We start from the raw sequence: 18222 nt of genomic DNA, 5'->3' as shown, positions 1-18222 counted from the left end.
GGCGACGAAAATTCAACCTGATTCGCAGACGGTGGGATTGGCGGGAACCAGCCGCTTCCCGCCGCCCAAGTCCTTACGCTTCCTCAGGGTCCGGCTGCCCACCTGAACCCAGGTCGGCACCGGTTACCGGGTCGCTGGCAGGGTCGGACGCGGTACGGGTACTGAGTTGCAGCAACAGCTCCTGGTCCTCTTCATCAAGCTCAACGCTGGCGGTGCCGTCACCGCCATCCACGGCGGGTTCAGGGTTGGCGACAAATTCCCATTCCTCGCCGCTGTTCCAAGGCCCGCGTACTTCGCCGTCCCCTTGGGACATGTTGAAATACACGTTGGTGAACTCCGGCATGCCCGGTAGCTTGCCTTGGGGGAAATTCGGCTGGATCGCATGCAGCGCTTTCTCGAAGGACAGTTGGTGAGCGATCTCGCGGGTCATCAGAAAGCCCAGCGCTTCTTTCACGCCGGGGTCATCGGTGACGTTCATCAGGCGTTCGTAGACGATTTTGGCCCGCGACTCGGCGGCTATGTTCGAACGCAAGTCGGCGGTGGGTTCGCCTATGGTGTCCACGTAGGCGGAGGTCCAGGGCACGCCGGCGGAGTTGGTCAATGGGGCGCCACAGCCATACAGCAGCGCGGTGATGTGCGAGTCATTGCAAGCGCCGTTGATGGCGCGGTACAGCTCGCCTTCCCCGTCAACGCCCTCGGCCAGGTGGCCCTTGGCGCCCTTGTTGAGCATGACGATGATGGAGCCGACGATTTCCAGGTGGCTGAGCTCCTCGGTGGCGATATCCATCAACAGGTCCTTGCGGCCTGGATCGTCCTCGGCCAGGGCCTGGGTGAAGTAGCGCGACGCAGCGGCCAGTTCACCCTGGGCGCCGCCGAATTGCTCAAGCAGCAGATTGGTCAGACCCGGATTGGGCTGCGCAACGCGCACGGTGTATTGCAGACGTTTATTATGCAGGAACATGGTATGCACCTCTCAGGCGAGGGGCGCACGGGTCAGGACGATCGTGCAACCCCCTCATACTTTCCGAGTAGGCGTGACTCGTCATCGTTACATTTGTTTAGTGGGCAGGTGACCGAAGGGATCGACCGTGGCGCTGCCTGATTCCTCCCTTCAGGCCGACAGCCGGTGCAGCCTTCACCCACGAATTTTGCCAGCGAACAAACTGAAGCCAAACGTGTTATACGCCAGCGTAATCGGCACTAGTGCCGCGAAACCCACCAATACGAACATCTGTGTGCGCGGCCCGGCGGCAGCCTGGGCGAGGGGCAGGGCGGGCGGCACGATGAGCGGGAACACTGCAAAGGCCATGAGGCCGAAACCCCCTACCACCATTCCCAGTGCCGCCACCAGTGGCAAGACATCCCTTCGCCCACGCAGGCCAAGGGCAAACAGCACCATTAGCGCGGCCACCAGTCCTGTGGCAGGGGGCAGCAGGCTGCCCTGCAACAGCCGTTCGGCGTAGTGCTCATTGAGCAGGGAGGCCCAGGCCACAACGCCCGCCACCAGCACCACCGCCACCGGGGCCAGCCATGCAGCCTGGCGTTTGCTGCGCCCTTGCAGCGGCCCCTGGGTGCGCCAGTACAGCCAACAACTGCCCAACCACAGATAGCCGCTGACGTGGGCCACGGCGCAAAACAGCGGGAAGGGCCGCAGCCATTCCCAGCCGGTGCCGTTGAACTGGCCGCCGGTAGCACCCGGCGCCCAGGTGATGCCCTGGAGCAGGGTGCCCATGATCAGCCCCTGGGCCAGCGTGGCAATCAGCGAGCCCAGCACCAGCACCGCGTCTGGCAAGCGCTTCTGGCTGACGTGTTCGCGAAACTCCAGGGCCATGGCGCGCAATACCAGCGCGGCGAACATCACCAGGAAGGGGACATAAAGGGCCGGCAGCAACAGCGCGTAGGCCTGGGGGAACAGCGCCAGCAGGCCACCGCCGCCCAGCACCAGCCAGGTTTCATTAGCGTCCCACACCGGCAGGATCGACAGCACCATGACCTGCCGGTGTGCCTCACGGCGCTCCAGCGCCACCAGCATGCCGACGCCCAGGTCGGTGCCGTCCAGCAGCACGTACGCCAGCACCGAGAAGCCGAGGGCGCCAGCACTGAGCAGGGTTAGCCAGCTTGGCTCAGCCATGGTCGCGTGCCCCAGGCAAACCCGGCTGCGGCCCGGCTTCCTGCGCATCCGGCGGCCGTCCGAGAAGCCGCAACAGCACCCACAGCCCCACGGCGAATACCAGCGTGTAGAACACCACGATGGCCGCTGTCGCCGTTGATACCTGGGCGGCAGAAACCGGCGACAGACTGTCTGCCGTGCGCAGCAGGCCGTATACCGTAAACGGTTGCCTGCCCAGTTCGGTGACCACCCAGCCACTGAGCATTGCCAGGAAGCCGGCGGGCGCCATCGCCACGCTGACACGCTGCAGCCAGCGCGTGGTGGCAAGGCGGTGTCGACGCCGCAGCCACAGCCCGGCCAGGCCTTGCAGTAGCATCAATACCCCAAGCCCCACCATCACGCGGAAGGCCAGGAATACGGGCAGCATCGGCGGGTTGTCCTGCACAGGAAACTGGTTCAGCCCGGCGATGGTGCCGTGCAGGTCGTGGGTCAGGTACAGCGACGCGACGCGGGGTATGGCCCACTCGTAGTCGTTGCGCCGTGCGGCCATGTCCGGCAGCGCGAACAGCCGCAGCGCTTCGCCGGCACCGGGGGGCGGCCGGTTCCACGTACCCTCGATGGCCGCCACTTTCTGCGGCTGCACGGCCAGGCTATGCTCGCCATGCAGGTCGCCCACCACGATTTGTAGCGGCATGGCAACGGCCAGCACCCACAAGGCCATGGAGTATTGCAACCGCGCACGCGGATTGTCGGGCGCGTGAAGCAGTTGCCAGCCGCCGGCGCCGGCCACCAGGCTGGCGGTGCCCAATAGCGCGGCGATGACCATGTGCGCCAGGCGATACGGGAACGAGGGGTTGAATACGATTGCCCACCAATCCTCGGCCACAAAGTGCCCCGCCGCGTCGATGGAATAGCCCGTCGGGGTCTGCATCCACGAGTTGGCGGCCAGAATCCAGAAGGCGCTGGCCAATGATCCGGCCGCCACCGCGCAGGTGGCAAAAAAGTGCAGCCGGGGCCCGACCCGTTGCAGGCCAAACAACATGACCCCCAGAAATCCGGCCTCGAGGAAAAACGCCACCAGCACCTCATAGAACATCAGCGGCCCGATGATCGCGCCCGCCCGATTGGCCAGAGGCGCCCAGTTGAGGCCAAACTGGTATTCCATCACCAACCCCGAGGCCGTGCCCACCGCCACGGTCAAGGCAAATACCTTCAGCCAGCGGCGGTACAGGTTCATCGCGTGGGCATTGCCGCGCCACAGCCACATCGCCTCCAGTACCAGCAGCCACTGGGCCAGGCCCAGGCTGAAAGCGGCCAGCACGATGTGGAAGCTGATGGTGGTGGCAAACTGAACCCGAGCGGCCAGCAGCGCCGAGGCCGCGTCAACTAGTTCAAACAACCTGGTCACCCTGGGGCAGCTCGTTGGCCCGCTCGGCTGCAGAAGGCAGGGCAGGGTGCAGGGTGATGGGCACCGATTTGGCGGCGGGCACCTTGCTGCGCTCAGCGTAATGCCACAACGGCACCAAGGCATTGCATTCGGGGTAGTAGGCAGCCGCACAGCCGGCGGGTATGTCATAGGCGATGATCTGGAACGGACCTACCTCACGACGCACCTGCGGTTCGATGGCGGTGCGCAGGGTCACCCAGCCACCCGGCGCCAGTCCCAGGCGAATGACGTCGCTTAAGTTGAGGAAGATGACGCTGCGCGTCCCCTTTACCCCGCGAAAACGATCGTCATAGCCATAAACCGTGGTGTTGAACTGGTCGTTGCTGCGGATCGTCATCAGTTGCAACACGTCGCGCCGCGTTGCGCCGACGGTGACATCGCTGTCCTCGTCGAGGCTGCGCGGGGTAACGAACAGCGCCTTGCCCGAGTCGGTTTGCCATTGGCGATGGCTGGCGGGCAGCGGACGATGAAAGCCGCCCGGCTCCCACATACGGCTTTCCATGTCATGGAAGATGGCGGGATAGACCTGACCGATCGCCGCGCGAATCAGCGCGTAGTCCCGACGCCAGGCGGCCCACGGGATGCGCACGCGTTCGCCGAGGGTGACCTCGGCCAGTCCGGCGATGATTGCCACCTCCGAGCGCAAATGCTCGCCGGCCGGCTCACTGGTGCCCTTCCAGCCGTGCACGCAGCCGGTGCTGTCCTCGGTGCTGTAGACCTGCTCCACGCCGTCCTGGCGGTCGCGCTCGATACGCCCCAGGCAGGGCAACAGCCAGGTGTGCTTGCCGGGTATCAGGTGGGTGCGGTTGAGCTTGGTGGCCACTTCCACGTGCAACTCAAGGCCGGACCATGCCGGTTCCATGCGATGGGTGTCAGGCACGGCGCGCAGGAAATTGCCGCCCAGGCCAATGAATCCCTTGATACTGCCGTCCAGCACCCCGGTGCAAGCGTCGACAGTGCTGGTGCCTTTGCGCGTCGGCAGTTTAAAACCAAACAGCTGCTCGATGATGTCGCCGGGTACCTTGTCCGGGGCCTCGGTGATGCCCACGGTTCGCTGGCCTTGCACGTTGGAGTGGCCACGCACCGGGCAGATGCCGGCGCCCGGCTTGCCGATATTGCCGCGCAGCAGCAACAGGTTGACCAGCATTTGCACGTTCTCCACGCCATGCCGGTGCTGGGTCATGCCCATGCCGTATACCACCATCACTCGCTGGCTGCGCGCATACACGGTGGCGGCCGCCTCAAGTGCGCTGCGGCTCAGCCCCGAGCGCTGCTCGATTTCCCCCCAGGCATGGCGGTGCACCTCGGCCACGAAGCTGTCGAACCCTTGCGTATGGTCGGCGATAAAACCATGGTCGAGCACCGCGGGTTGCCCTTCGGCAAGCGCCAGCCGATCCATTTCCAGCAGGTGTTTGGCTATGCCGATGACCGCTGCGGTATCACCACCAATCGCCACCTGATGGTACTGCGTACTGATCGCGGTGGAGTTCGGGCCGAGCATTTCACTGGGTGACTGCGGGTTGACGAAGCGCTCCAGGCCGCGCTCGCGGATGGGGTTGAAGGTGATGATGGGGACCTGGCGCTTGCGTGCCGCTTGCAGCGGATGGAGCATCCGCGGGCTGTTGCTGCCCACGTTCTGGCCGAAAAAGAACAGGCAGTCGGTCTGTTCGAAGTCGGCCAGGGTGACGGTCCCCACTGGCACGCCAATGCTTTCCTGCAGGCCCACCGAGGTACTTTCGTGACACATGTTCGAACTGTCGGGCAGGTTATTGGTGCCATAGGCGCGTGCCAGCAGTTGGTACATGAACGAGGCTTCCAACGACGCGCGACCGGAGGCGTAGAACACCACCTCGTCGGGCTCGAGCTGTTGCAGTTGCGCGCCTATTTCCCGATACGCCTGTTCCCACGTGGTGGGCAGGTAGCGGTCCGTCGCGGGGTCATGGCGCAGGGGATGGGTCAGGCGGCCATGCTGCTCCAGTGCATAGTCCGTCCAGCCACGCAGTTCGCTCAAGGTGTGGCGTTGGAAAAACTCGGGGCCGGTGCGGTAGGCGGTTAACTCCCAGGCCGTCGCCTTCGCGCCGTTTTCGCAGAACTCCAGGGCATGCGGGTTGCCCGGTTTGGCCCAGGCGCAACTGACGCAGGCAAAGCCGTTGGGCTTGTTTTGCCGCATCAGCGCCAAGGGCGCGCGCTGCAAGGCTTGCTCGCGCCACAGGATAGACATCACCGAGTGCGCCGAGCCCCACCCACCCGAGGCGTGGGTGTAGGGGCGATAACGGGCGTGCGGATGGAGTAGGTGCATGAACGTGCCTCACAAGGTGGCTGGACATCAACCGTTGCACAACGCAGCTTGCCGCTCGACGAGCGTCAAACCACGGCAGGCTGCCCCGGACCCTCAGCCACGGGCAGTTCGATGGGGCGGTTGCCCGGCGTGAGAATCACCTTGCGGCATTCCTCTTCTTTCTTGTCGAAAATCTTGTAGCCCTCTGCCGCCTGCTCCAGGGAAAGGCGGTGGCTGATGATGGCGTCGGGCACCAGCGCCCCGGTCTCGATGTGCCCCAGCAATTCGGGCAGGTAGCGTTGGACATGGGTTTGCCCCATGCGGAAAGTCAGCCCCTTGTCGAACGCGTCGCCGAACAGGAAGCCATGGATAAAGCCCGAGTAGACCCCGGGCACGCTGACCACGCCGCCGCGGCGGACCGCTGCGATGCATTGGCGCAACGCCTTGCCGCTGCTGCCTTCAAGCTTGAGGGTAGCCAGAATGGTCTCGGTGGTACTGCCCTTGGCCTCGAACCCTACCGCATCGACCACGCCGTCCACGCCCCGCGAGCCGGGTGTCTGGCGGATGATGGTGTCGGCAGGGTCGTCGTCTTCATCGAAGTTGATCGGGATGACCCCGTAGGTGCGCTGCGCATAGGCGAGGCGGTAGGGGTGATGATCGACCATGAAAATACGCTCAGCGCCGAGCATCCGTGCCACGGCCGCACACAGCAGCCCGACCGGCCCCGCACCATATATGGCAATGCTGGCGCCGGCGCCGATCTCGGTGTTTTTCACCGCCTGGAAGGCAGTGGGGAGTATGTCAGACAAGAACAACACTTTTTCGTCGGCCAGGGTGCCAGGCACCTTGAAGGGGCCGGTGTTGGCCTGGGGCACTCGCACATACTCGGCCTGGCCGCCGGGTATGCCGCCATACAGGTGGCTGAAGCCAAACAGCGCCGCACCCGGCGGGATCGCCTTCTTGTTGAGGATAGCGCCGCGCCCGGTGTTGGTGGTTTCACAGGCGGCGAACAGGTCATGCTGGCAGAAGAAACAGCTGCCACAAGCAATCACGAACGGGATAACCACGCGGTCGCCGCGTTGCACCGCCGTCACGTCACTGCCCACCTCTTCGACAATGCCCATAAATTCATGGCCGAAGATGTCGCCGTGCTCGGTTTGTGGAATCTTCCCGCGGTACAAGTGCAGGTCGGAGCCACAGATTGCCGTCGCGGTAACCCGCAGGATGATGTCGTCGGGGGCGTTAAGGGTCGGGTCCGGAACCGTATCGACTTTCACGTCGTGGGCGCCGTGGTAGGTAAGTGCTCGCATGATGTCTTCAGCCTCGGATGGTTGTCAGACAATCGAGAGAGCCGGGCATCGGTTAGTTCAACTTAGATTCCGGACGGCGCCTGCCTATCCGACCGTCCGTTTCTGGCCGATAGCGGATATAGAGGCGCGGCAGTCAGAGGTATTTCTTGAACGTCGACCCAGTGATCGCGACCATCCAGCCCAATACCCAGGCGCAGGGTACCAACACCCAGGTGGGATTGATTGACCAAGGCATGGACAGGTAGATGATCCAGGGCGTGAGCAGTAGGGGAATGAGCAGTCGTTTGGCTCGATGATAGACAAAGCTGCTTTCACGGCCGGCACTGAATCTCCGCAGGTCACGGCGCATCAACCCATCCACACCCCCAGTCACCGCAGCCATCAGGAACAATGGCATCGACAGTACCAGCACGGCAACGCGGACCACGAACGTGAGGAGGGTAAATAGGGCCGCGACCAGGTAGTCTTGCAACCCGACGTACAGTTGCGCCGCTGCCCCCGGAATGCTGTCCTCCTGGCTTAGCTTCGTCATATGCACCTGGAGTTCGCCCCAGCCGATGCTGACGAACAACCACTCATTGATCGCCTCGAGGATTCGGCCAACGGCTGCGGCAGGTTGCGCAACGATCAAGGACTGTTTGAAGTTCGCACTCAGCCAGCCCAACTCGCTCTGCCACATGACCTGACTGTGGTGCCAGCCCTGATCGGGCCAAAACCACACCATGCCGGCAAACTCCAGCATGATTGAAAATAGCATCGAGCCAAACAGCACGCCCAGCAGCCTCAGGCACAGTTCGACGGTGGCGAGGATAAGCCCGGGTTTTCGCGGTACAGGTGCTTGGTTGACCGGCGTGGTCGGCATGGATACCTCGGCGCACGTGGCATTTCATCCGGTGATTCAGGATGGGCGCTTGCGCGTTGGCGGTGGCGTTTCGGGGTTGAAATCAACCGTGGGTGCGCCGCCGGCGCTGGTCCACCAGTTGCCCGCGTTGGCGTTGTACGACTCGCGCATGTGATTGGCTAGCTCCTGCAGATCCTTGGGCATGGCGTCATCGTTGGAGGGTAGGGGCAGTGGCATGCGTACCTTCCACAGCTGTCCGCCTTCCTGGAAGGAAAACATCTGCCCCTTGGGTAGGCTGACGATATGCGCGGGCTCAATCAGCGGCACGGCGGTGCTGCTGACGCGGTCCTGGGAGGAAGAGGTGAAATCCGTATGGGCGTCCGGGTCGGCCGTGTCGGTGGCCCCGGAGACCAGCGTGCGCGTCTGCACGTTGACCTTGGGCAACTGGTTGGTCAAAAGCTCCGCTGTCGCAGTCTCCCGCACCCGCAGCATCTGCAGGGTGTTGAAGTTGCCGATCACCTGGCCGGCCTTGGCGCGGTTGCCGATGCGCGCCTCGATATCGCTCAGCGTCTGGGTGTAGGCGGTGACCTGAATACCCGCGCCGCCGCCCTTGTTGATCAGTGGGATGAACTCGTCGCCCATCAACTCGTTGAACTCGTCAGCATGCAGGTTGATCGGCAGCTTCTCCGTCGAGCTGTAGACACCGGGCAGGCCATGGTCCACCCCATGCTTGTAGATGTGCCCCGCGACCGAGACCAGATCGGCGAACATCGAGTTGCCCACGGCCGCGGCCACCTCGGCATCGGTCAGTGCATCAAGACCGACGTAGACGATGCCGCGTTTGCGGATCACCTGCAGCCAGTCGAAGATGGGCCGTGGATCGTCCAGGTCGGTGTAGTTCGGGGCCAGCAATTGCGCAGTCTTGCCGCTGGTGAGCTTCTCCAGCAGCGGCAGCAGCGAGGCGACGATCTTGTCGAAATAGGTGCGGTCGTAGCGCACCGCCGAGCGCAGGCCATCCATCACCGGATCGAAGATGCGCTTGGCGGCCAGGTACTGCTCGATGGCGACCACCCGCTTTTCCCGGCCGATCATGTGCCGGGGGATGTTCTTTTCATTGAGCCGTCCCTCGATCTGCACGATAGTGTCCCACGCCTGGGGATCATGGCGGGCGAAAAACTGCTGCGCGTACTCGATGAACAGGGCGTCGATATTAACCACGTGGCGCTGGATCTGCAGATAGTCTGGGCGCCGGCCCAGCTCGATCAGCGCGCGGGCAATGATGTTGACGAAGCGCCAGGCGAATTCGCGGAATGCCGCTGAGTTGCCTTCGCCGCTCAATTGTCCGGCGATACGGGTGGCGACTTCGGAGATGCGACCGAAGCGGCCGATGGCGTTGTAGCGCGCGGAAATCTCCGGCCAGCCCAGGTGAAACACGTAGAACTCTTTCTCGCGCCCGGCGCGGCGCGCCTCGACATACATGCGCTTGAGCAGATCGGCATCGCCCTTGGGGTCGAAGACCACCACCACTTCCGGCGTTTGCCGATGGATGTCCTGGGTGATATACACCTCGGCCAGGCGGGTCTTGCCCACTCGCGTGGTACCCAGCACCAGGGTATGGCCGACGCGCTCACCCAGCGGCAGGCTGGCTTCGCACTCATGGGGCTCGACGCCGTGCAGCAGCGGGGAGCCGCCCACCGGGGGCAGTGGCCGTACCGGGTTGAAGGGACTGTCCAATGCGGTGAGCTGGGCCAAGCGTGAAAGGGCAAAGGGGGCTTTCTCCAACGCCCGCTCCAGGCGTCGAGCGCACTGGTAGGCCGCGGACTGATTCACATAGCGAGCAAGCGCAGGGTCCTGGGCTTCGACCAAGCGTTGGGTATGCAGGCGTGTCCAGCGGAAACCGCGGCCCATAAACAGGCGCTTGTTGCTGACCGGGATCTGCCGGCTGGTGAGTGAGTAGCGCGGCAGGCAGCGGATGTTGCGCCGATAGCACAGCACGACGCGGGCTTCATTCAGGCGCTTGAGGCCAAAGGCGGTGTAGGCCACCGCCATGCCAGCGCCAATTTCAGACGAGAGCGCCACCGCCCAGGGCGAGTGCAGGCACAGTGCCGCAGCGCCCGCGCACACGCCGACGGTGTACAGCTCCACGGCGGGCCGCAGCAGGGACTCCATCGCGTGATCGGTCATGGGTTGCCCTCACTGTTCCAAGGCGGTTGGCGTAATCAGCACGGGGTAATGCTCCAGTTGCAGGCGCGCGGCGATGTCATCACCGCTGACCGGCCAGATCGGTAGCTCCGGCGCTATTGCCTGGATGCGCTGCAGCGTCCCGCTATCCGTAACTTCCACGGCCAGACCGCTGGCGCCCAGCGCCTGTAGGGCTTGGGCATGTTCAGCCAGCCATTGCAGGGAAAGCGGGTCCTGCCCGACCAGAAACAGGGGTGTCATTCTCGGCATATCCAGCATTCTGCGCGTGACCGGGCCTGGGCTCAGCTGACTGCTGTGGATAGGCAGGACCCAGCTCAATAGGCGTGGGACGGGGGCTGCGGACGTTGGTTCGTCGGCCTGGGCCGCCACGCCGTACCACAGCCAGCACAACGTAATCAGGGCAATGATCCGTACAGGCGTCATGGTTGGTTCTCCAAATTGAGGGCAGCCGATGCGTCGACCCGCTGCCAATGGCGGATGAACTGCGCGCGATAGCGGGCCGCAGGCTCGCCTCCGGCTGGCCGGTGATAACGACCGGCGGCTCGCACCCAGTCGCCGGCCGCCTCGAAGTGTTCCTTGAGCAGGGCGGCAGTGACCGTGAGGTTGGTCCGCGGATCAAGGGCGTCACAGGCGCTGGCATAGCGCTCGGGGTGGTAGCCGAGGTTGGTTTGGCCCAGGCCAACATCGATGCGCCGAGGATCCTGGCGGGTGAGTTCGAGCATGAGCGCGGTGCACGCCTGCTGACGATTGGCGAAGCGCTGCGGGTTGCCGGCGACATTCAACGTCCAGGGCCAGGGGATGGTCTGGCCGCGCAGCCGAGTACCACTTTCCTGCAAGGCAACCGCGAACAACACCGAGGAGGGAATGCCGGCCTGGGCGGCAATCACTTGGTAGGCCGGCGGGGGTATCACCTCGGCGCCTGCGTGGGTGCCAAGCCCCAGCGCCAGGGCGCATATCAGTCGACGCGCTGCCATTGTCCGTCCACCTGTTGATAGCGTGCCGGCAGGGGGCGGCTGGCGCCGAGGCTGAACCAGCGCCCGCGGTCATGGTTGAGGGTGATCTGCCCGCTGCTGACCTGCGCGGCGGTGATGCCCGCTTGGCGCGCCCAGTGCCGGATCGCTTCATCCTTGCCCTGGCTGCCGACCAGGTACACATCCAGCTGCGCGCCCTGTTTCGTCAGTTGCAAGGCCCGGGCTTGGCAGGCTGGGCACTGCTCTTCGACGAAGAGCGCGTAGCGGGTGCTGGTTGACGTATTGTCCACGCTGCTCATGCCCTGTACGGGCTGCAGCCCGGGGAACAGCCGCGCCCACGCGGCGGTGTACGCCTGCTGGTAGGCCAGTTCGCGCTCGGCCCGCTTGGCTTCCAGGCGCACTTGCAGCTCGGCATAGCGCTGCCGCTCCTGATCGGACTCCGCCTCCACTCCCAGGGTGGTCAGCGGGTCCAACTGCGGCGACCAATAGCGCCGGGGGCCGTTTTGCAGGTGTTCAAACTTGACCCATTCATCGTCAGTCAGTCCCCATGCCTGCGCGGCAGTGGCCTGGCGTTGCTGCAGCTGCTTTACGTCGCTGTTGCGTTGGCTGGGTTCGGAGACTTCCTGGTCCGCCGCGGCAACAACGGCAGCGTGCAGACTGATGGGCAACAGGAGCAGGTTGATGAGAGCGAACAGGCGCATGGCAGCGTCCTCAGGGTAGGGGTAAGCTGCGGTCGGCATGCCCCGCGACCTGGAAGACGGCCTGGTCGCGCTGGGTCTCACGCAACTGCCAGCCATCCAGGCTCTCGCCCGGCTGCAGCAATTGCACGGCGGACAGCGAACGTGCACCGGTCGGCAGAACCGACACGAATCGGGCGCTGCCACGCGTCTCGATGCCAAGCACCGACAGCGGCGGCTCGGCAGGGCGCGGTGATTTCACCCTGGGCTTTGGCATCGGGGCGGGTTCAGTGCGGGGCCGGGGTTGAGCCTGTGCCGCGAGCAGGGCCTGCACGTGGGCAAGGTCCCCCTCGGCTTTGTCGAGTCGTTGCTGCCAAGCCGTGAATACCTCGCTGCTGGGGGCATTGGCTGTTGATTTCGACTGCTCGGCGATGGCAGCGTCGAGTTGGTCGAGTTGCTGCCGGTTCGCCGCCTGGGTGGCTGTGACGGCCTCCTGCTGGCTGCTCAGGTCGCGCAGCTGTGCCTGCAGCTTTGCCTGACCATCGCGGAGCAGATCCAGATCCCGCCGCAGAGCTGGGGTAGGATCGGGCTGGGCCTGTGCAGCTACTGCGACCATGGCCGCGAGTTGCTGATGATGGTTGTAGGTCACCGCCGCCAGCAAGGTCGCGCCGATGCACAGGGCGCCGATCAACAGGTCATGGAAGGTCTGTATTTTCATGGGACGAGCCCCAGCGTGCCGACCGGTGCAGCAGGTGATGGCGACCGCAGTGCATAGCAGACCGAGCGGTTGAGTGGGTCGACGCTGAGTTCCCAGGCCGGTCCACCGAGGATGGTCAGCGCATCGATCAGGGCCATCGGGCCGATCTGGTAGTGCACCGCCGGTAGCGGCCGGCTGAACAGCAGCGCCTGCGGCGGGACATCCGGGCACAGCGAAAAGCCCGAGCGCTGCAGCACATGGCGCAATGCCTCGCCGACATCACTGCGCAGCGCCGGCGGGATACTGACCTCGACCATCTGCAGCAGCGGTTGGCGTTGTTCCAGCGTCGGCCGGGCGCTGACCAGGGTGTAGCGACCTTGCCGCACCCAGTCAGGTGCTTGGAGCGTTTCCGGCACCAGCGGCTTGGCGGGTGTCGCGGGCTTGTCCGGGGATGGTATTGGGCCGGGAGGGGGCGCAGCATGGCTGCAGCCCGCCAGCTGGGCGGCAATGACCAGCGTGAGCATGAGTGGACGATGCATGGCGATGCCTCAGGGAAGGTTGCCGCTACCATGGCGAAAAGGGCGGCTGTCGCCCCACCGATAAAGCGATTCCCGCCCACGGCAATTCGCGCCCAATAAAAAAGGCGCCCGTAGGCGCCTTGCATCAATTATCGGGAAAAACGGGTAGCTCGGGCAGCCGTCGGGCGTCTGGATCAAACACCAGGAAACGCACGTCGGCTTGCCCGGCCAGCAGCAACAGTTCGGTCAGCACCGCTGGTACCTGCTCGTCACGCAGGCGCGCCAGGACCTCTGCGCGGCTGGCGACACACTCAGAAGCGTTGCCGCCATCCTGCCAAGGCGTCGAATACAGCTTGCAGCCGATGGCATGGCTGTCGAACAGCTCGAAACACTCGAAGAAGCCGGACGCGATGCCGCGCCAGGTGCGCTCCTCCAGCAGTTTGAGCTCCGCAGGGGGCAGGTGCGCCGAGCTGATTTCCCAGCTACGGCTGTAGTGCCCTGTGGCAAAGGTCAACTGCGTGATCACCGCTTGCGCTGCCTCCTCGCTGGGATAGTCACCCAAGTGGGCGGACTGGCCGAAATGGTCGGCGACGACCGTGTAGACCACCGCCACCACCGTGCCGTCGTCAGTGCAGTGCGCGACGGCTTCCCTGACCAGGGTTTGCCCCCGGGTGATCAGCACGAAGTCATCGTTGAATATGCAAGGCTGGCGGTTGATGTCATGGTCCGGCAGCTGCGCCTGCGAGTCATGCAGGGGCCGGTAGCAAGGCTCGCAGTACTCTTCGTAGATAATTTGGATAAGGCGTTCACAGCGAAAGGATTGGTAGCCGCGAACGAAGGGGGTGGACGTAAGAGGATGCATGACTGCTCTCCAGCGGAAATTGAGGCCACCCCATGCAGGCGGTGGCGTCGGGACGACGGTTCAGATCCAGCCAAATTCGGCCAGGGACAACGGACGGCCTTCGCCGATGATGATGTGGTCCAAGACGCGGACCTCCACCAGGGCCAGGGCCTCGGTCAGGCGTTGGGTCAGCACCCGGTCGGCGTTGCTGGGTTCCGGGCAGCCGGAAGGGTGGTTGTGGCTGAAGATCACGCTGGCGGCGTTATGCTCCAAGGCCTTGATGACTACTTGGCGTGGGTAGACGCTGGCGCCATCAATGCTGCCGAAGAACAGCTCGTCGAAGGCGAGCACGCGGTTACGCGAGTCCAGGCAGAGCAGGGCGAAGATCTCCTGCCGGTAGGGCGCCAGACGCAGCTTCAGGTAGGCCGCGGCATCGGCAGGCTGGATAAGCAGCTCGCCGCGTTGGAAATAACGGCGGTCGAGCAACTGCAGGGCCTGCTGAATCAGCGCATCTTCGTTGACGCGCTGGATCACAGCGGGATCGACGGAGCCGACCAGGTTCAGGGTGGTGTTCATGGGACAATCCTCGTAAAGCAGGAGCGCCCCCAGGGGGAGAGCCCCCATTGGGTAGGTATCAGCAGTTCAAAGCCGGGTGAAGCGATGCCGCGTACCGTGCAAGCGGCTGCAGCAGACTTCGCAGGGCGCGGTTGAAAAGTCCTCGATGCCGATGCCGGTCTCAGGATCGAAGTCGGCACTCAAGGGCAGTAGGACTTGCAGGGCGGCGCGCATCTGGGCGGTGCGCTTGTCGACCTCAGCCTCGCTGTAATACAGCGACAGCGCGCTGAAGTCGTCATAGGCCACCGCCTGCAGGCAGTCCTGGCAGAGCCAGTAGCTCTCCATGGCAACCTCCGACTCAGGTGAAAAAAAGGCGCTCGTGCGAGCGCCTGGTGGGTGGGTCAATCGTCTTAGGCAGACTGACGCGCCGGAGTGGAGGTGCGACGGCCGTTGGCAGCCGGGGCTTGACGGCGGCCGGTGCTGGCGCGGGAGGTGTCGGCGGGAGCTTCAGGTTCGGCGTCGGCCTCATCGGCCTGCTGATCCGGTTCAGTTGGAGCAGGGGCTTCAGCTCGGGGGGCTGCCTTATAGGTCAGTTGGCCATCGACCTTGATCCACTCGATGAAGATCAGCCGACCCTTGAGGCTGGCGCCCGGCAGGCCTTTGCGCTCACCTTTTTCATAGGTGAAGGCGTCGACCCACAGATCGCCGATGCGAAAGGCCAGCAGCACCTTGCGATCGGCCTTGACGTCTTCCAGGTGCTCGCGGATCAAACGCTCCGCTTCACCGCCGGCGACCTTGCAGTCGAAGCGAGTGTACTCGACGTCATCTGACGCACCGTGCAGAGCGGCAATGTCGCAGGCCATGAACGGTTGCCCGCGACGTACCGGGACTTCGCGAATACGGTTCAGGTAGCCAATGCCTTGGGTGTGCAGGTTGAAGTAGCTGGTGGGTGCAGCGTTGTTTGCAGTAGTCATGGTGAATCTCCTGTTTGCTAGAAACGCGGATATCCACCAGCCCTGGCGGGAGGTGAGTTCCGCAAGGGGAGGCAAGGGTGGTCCCAGGACCGGTCGAGGAGCGCTCATCACCGAGGGATCGGTGACCGTGCGAGCTGCCGAGCGCTGATCGCACTGGGGGTGAACCACCCGCAACGGGCGTAGCCTTCAAGGTTCTGGCTACCAGGGTGCTGTCATCGACAGCGAGGTGCAGTTCATCTATAGATCGAGGCGAATCCCGCGTCAACAGGGGCTTGAGCTCGTCTTCGGCGGCCGGAAACCGATGGTCTTCAGTGGAAAGTTGCTGACGAAAAAATAGCCCGACGGTCATCAGGCTAGGATGAAGAGGACCACCTTTGACCCGGTACCCTGACCGCGAAGTCCATCGCAAAACTGTCGCCGGTCATTCACCTGGTTCAACCGACCCTTGTCGTGGCCTGGATCGGAAACTGCTGGCACGCATCCGCGCACAAAAGGCGCCCAGTCTTTCGCCGGCGGGCACCGGTGCTGAGCATCATCGCCGAGGCGGATGACCCCTGGGGCCTGCTGCAAGCCGCACGGGTCATCCGCCTGGAGGATCTATAACGCCGAAAAGCAATCACGGGGAGAGGTGTGGCATGGCTCCGAACACGACGGTTCGACCGAACTGCCCGGAGCGTATCGGTCTTGGTTCGCCAGGTGGCGATGGGGCGCCTTCACTACAACAGCCTCGGCAAGGAGCGTCAAGGTGCCGTGTACTGCTTAGGAGGAGCGGGGCTTGCGGGTGCGCTTGGGTGTGGCCACCGGCTTGGTGCCCTTGCAGTCCGGATAACGCGAGCACGACCAGAAGTTTCCGGTGCGACCCTTGCGCTGGCGCATGGCGCTGCGGCACACCGGGCACGCGGGGCCTTTGGCGGCGACTGGCACGCGCAGGGTCTGCGAGGCGTGGCTCTGCACCAATTGCGTGAGCCAGGCGGCCTGCTTGGCCAGAAAGGTCTCGACGTCCAGTTGCCCCGATTCGATGCGATCCAGCGCCTGCTCCCAGAGAGCGGTCATCACTGGATCGGCGACCTCCGGCGGCACCGCCTCAATCACAGTGTGCGCGGCCGCTGAGGCCGCGAGGCTGCGTTTCTTCTTCGCCAGGTAGCCGTGATCGATTAACCCTTGGATGATCGCCGCGCGGGTGGCCTCGGTGCCGATGCCGATGCTGTCCTTGAGCTTCTGCTTCAGGCGCGGGTCGGCGACCTGGTTGGCAATGGTCTTCATCGCCTTCACCAGGGTACCTTCCGTGTAGGCTTTAGGCGGCTGGGTGCGGTGCGCGTTGACCACGGTATCAAGCAACGGCAGTGATGCGCCCTCGCGCAGGGTCGGCAGTCGCTGGCTCGACTCGCCCGGTTCGCTGCCGTCGGCCTCATCGATCACCGCCTTCCAGCCGCGCACCTGGATCTGCTTGCCGCGTGCCTGCAGCTGGTCCTCGTCGCTCTGCAGCAACACCAAAGTTTTCAAGTACTCATGGTCGGGCAGGAACTGCGCCAGATAACGCGCGCGAATCAGCGCGTAGACCGCCTGCTCGCGCTCGGACAGTTGCTTCAGGTCGAGGGCCACGGCCGTGGGAATGATGCCGTGGTGCGCGGTGACCTTACTGCTGTTCCAGGCCCGTGAGCGTCGGCTCGGGTCGGCCTGCTTCAGCCATTGCCCCAGCGACGGCGCGCTGGCTGCCAGGGCGTGGAGGACGCGCGGCACCTCATCGAGCATGCGCTCGGGCAGGAAACCACAGTCAGTGCGCGGGTAGGTCGTGGCCTTGTGGGTCTCGTACAGCGCCTGCGCCGTGTTCAAGGTGTCCTGGGCGCCGAGGCCAAGCTTGGCCGAGCAGATCTCCTGCAAGGTCCCCAGGTCGAAGGGCAGCGGCGGTCCTTCACACACTCGCTCCACGTCGACGCTCGACACCCGCGCCTGGGCGCGTTGCACCAGCCGCCGCGCCGCCCGTTGCCCGACGGCCTCCTCGATGCAGCGCCCGCTGTTGTCGCAACTGCCGGCAGGCGGCTGCCAGCGCGCCAAAAACACCATGCCCTCGGCCTGCAGCTGCGCATCGACCGTCCAGAACGGGCGGGGCACGAAGCTGGCGATGGCTCGATCGCGCTCCACCACCAGGCGCAAGGTCGGCGTCTGCACCCGGCCCACCGGCAGCAGGCCATCGAAGCCGGCGCGGCGGCCGAGCAGGGTGAACAGCCGGCTGAGGTTGATGCCCACCAGCCAATCGGCGCGGGAGCGCGCCAGCGCACAGTGATACAGGGACAGCGTCTGCTCGCCCGGGCGCAGGGCGGCCAGTGCCTTACGGATCGACGCCTCGTCCAGGGCCGAGAGCCACAGACGCAAGATCGGCCCCTGGAAGCGGCAGCGCTCGAGGATCTCGCGGGCGATCATCTCGCCCTCGCGATCGGCGTCGGTGGCCACCACGACTTCGTTGCAGGTGCGCAGCAGCTGTTCGATGACCTTCAACTGCGCCGCGACCTTGGGCTTGGCAACCACTTGCCAGCGGCTTGGGATGATCGGCAGGTCCTCCAAGGTCCAGCGCTTGTATTGCGCACCGTAGGTCTCCGGTGGCGCGGTCTCCAGCAGATGGCCCACGCACCAGGTCACGGTCACTGCATTGCCCTGCAGGCAGCCATCACCGCGGCGGTTGGCCTGCAGCACGCGGGCGATATCGCGGGCCTGGGAGGGTTTTTCGCAGATGTACAGGCGCATGGCTAGGCTCCCCTGATCAGATAGCGCCAGGGTGCGGATGGGGTGGGAAAGATCCAGCG

Annotated in this window: 17 protein-coding genes; all 17 read right to left on the bottom strand. The window is 64.5% G+C overall.

All coding sequences use genetic code 11. The features are described 5' to 3' along the window. Nucleotides 1-73 precede the first annotated feature (73 nt). A complete protein-coding gene (locus tag AC0Z2B_RS16105) occupies nt 74-961 on the bottom strand; it encodes a manganese catalase family protein (protein ID WP_476297953.1) in 888 nt (295 codons plus the stop codon). Nucleotides 962-1135: 174 nt separating this feature from the next. After that, nucleotides 1136-2131, bottom strand: coding sequence for a cytochrome d ubiquinol oxidase subunit II (gene cydB, locus AC0Z2B_RS16100; protein WP_476297951.1), 996 nt, complete (start codon nt 2129-2131; stop codon nt 1136-1138). After that, complete coding sequence (locus AC0Z2B_RS16095) at nt 2124-3518, bottom strand: cytochrome ubiquinol oxidase subunit I (protein WP_476297949.1); 1395 nt, start codon at nt 3516-3518, stop codon at nt 2124-2126. The genes cydB and AC0Z2B_RS16095 overlap by 8 nt, the downstream gene beginning before the upstream one ends. Beyond that, nucleotides 3502-5856 carry an FdhF/YdeP family oxidoreductase gene (locus AC0Z2B_RS16090; RefSeq protein ID WP_476297947.1) on the bottom strand — a complete coding sequence of 785 codons (2355 nt, stop codon included), beginning with the start codon at nt 5854-5856 and terminating at the stop codon, nt 3502-3504. The genes AC0Z2B_RS16095 and AC0Z2B_RS16090 overlap by 17 nt, the downstream gene beginning before the upstream one ends. Before the next feature lie 65 nt (nt 5857-5921). Then, complete coding sequence (locus tag AC0Z2B_RS16085) at nt 5922-7145, bottom strand: zinc-dependent alcohol dehydrogenase (RefSeq protein ID WP_476297945.1); 1224 nt, start codon at nt 7143-7145, stop codon at nt 5922-5924. Between the two features lie 133 nt (nt 7146-7278). Further along, nucleotides 7279-8007: a TIGR03747 family integrating conjugative element membrane protein gene (locus AC0Z2B_RS16080; RefSeq protein WP_476297943.1), complete on the bottom strand. Its 729-nt coding sequence runs from the start codon at nt 8005-8007 to the stop codon at nt 7279-7281. A 36-nt stretch (nt 8008-8043) separates the two neighbouring features. Further along, nucleotides 8044-10170 carry a type IV conjugative transfer system coupling protein TraD gene (traD, locus tag AC0Z2B_RS16075; protein ID WP_476297941.1) on the bottom strand — a complete coding sequence of 709 codons (2127 nt, stop codon included), beginning with the start codon at nt 10168-10170 and terminating at the stop codon, nt 8044-8046. 9 nt (nt 10171-10179) lie between these two features. Then, on the bottom strand, nt 10180-10611 hold the full coding sequence (locus AC0Z2B_RS16070; RefSeq protein ID WP_475503309.1) for an integrating conjugative element protein: 432 nt from the start codon (nt 10609-10611) through the stop codon (nt 10180-10182). After that, nucleotides 10608-11162 carry a lysozyme family protein gene (locus AC0Z2B_RS16065; RefSeq protein ID WP_475503308.1) on the bottom strand — a complete coding sequence of 185 codons (555 nt, stop codon included), beginning with the start codon at nt 11160-11162 and terminating at the stop codon, nt 10608-10610. The genes AC0Z2B_RS16070 and AC0Z2B_RS16065 overlap by 4 nt, the downstream gene beginning before the upstream one ends. Further along, entirely contained in the window at nt 11144-11860 is a 717-nt protein-coding gene (locus AC0Z2B_RS16060) for a TIGR03759 family integrating conjugative element protein (RefSeq protein ID WP_475503307.1), read from the bottom strand. The genes AC0Z2B_RS16065 and AC0Z2B_RS16060 overlap by 19 nt, the downstream gene beginning before the upstream one ends. Nucleotides 11861-11870: 10 nt before the next feature. Beyond that, a complete protein-coding gene (locus AC0Z2B_RS16055; RefSeq protein WP_476297939.1) occupies nt 11871-12554 on the bottom strand; it encodes a hypothetical protein in 684 nt (227 codons plus the stop codon). Then, on the bottom strand, nt 12551-13072 hold the full coding sequence (gene pilL2 / locus AC0Z2B_RS16050; RefSeq protein WP_475503305.1) for a PFGI-1 class ICE element type IV pilus protein PilL2: 522 nt from the start codon (nt 13070-13072) through the stop codon (nt 12551-12553). Before pilL2 ends, AC0Z2B_RS16055 begins: the two co-directional genes overlap by 4 nt. Nucleotides 13073-13196: 124 nt before the next feature. Then, entirely contained in the window at nt 13197-13913 is a 717-nt protein-coding gene (locus AC0Z2B_RS16045; RefSeq protein ID WP_476297937.1) for a DUF5983 family protein, read from the bottom strand. Between the two features lie 60 nt (nt 13914-13973). Next, the gene (locus tag AC0Z2B_RS16040; protein WP_476297935.1) at nt 13974-14468 is read right to left on the bottom strand and encodes a JAB domain-containing protein; all 495 of its coding nucleotides are present in this window, start codon (nt 14466-14468) and stop codon (nt 13974-13976) included. Between the two features lie 66 nt (nt 14469-14534). After that, nucleotides 14535-14792 (bottom strand): hypothetical protein, encoded by a 258-nt coding sequence (locus AC0Z2B_RS16035; RefSeq protein WP_476297933.1) that lies wholly within the window; start codon nt 14790-14792, stop codon nt 14535-14537. A gap of 65 nt (nt 14793-14857) precedes the next feature. Then, complete coding sequence (locus AC0Z2B_RS16030) at nt 14858-15421, bottom strand: STY4534 family ICE replication protein (protein ID WP_476297931.1); 564 nt, start codon at nt 15419-15421, stop codon at nt 14858-14860. 759 nt (nt 15422-16180) lie between these two features. Then, nucleotides 16181-18163 carry a DNA topoisomerase III gene (locus AC0Z2B_RS16025; RefSeq protein WP_476297929.1) on the bottom strand — a complete coding sequence of 661 codons (1983 nt, stop codon included), beginning with the start codon at nt 18161-18163 and terminating at the stop codon, nt 16181-16183. Nucleotides 18164-18222 lie beyond the last annotated feature (59 nt).

This window comes from Pseudomonas sp. GYB4201, assembly GCF_056312595.1.
The sequence above is the reverse complement of the archived record's forward strand: the minus strand, read 5'-3'. Positions and strand labels throughout refer to the sequence as shown.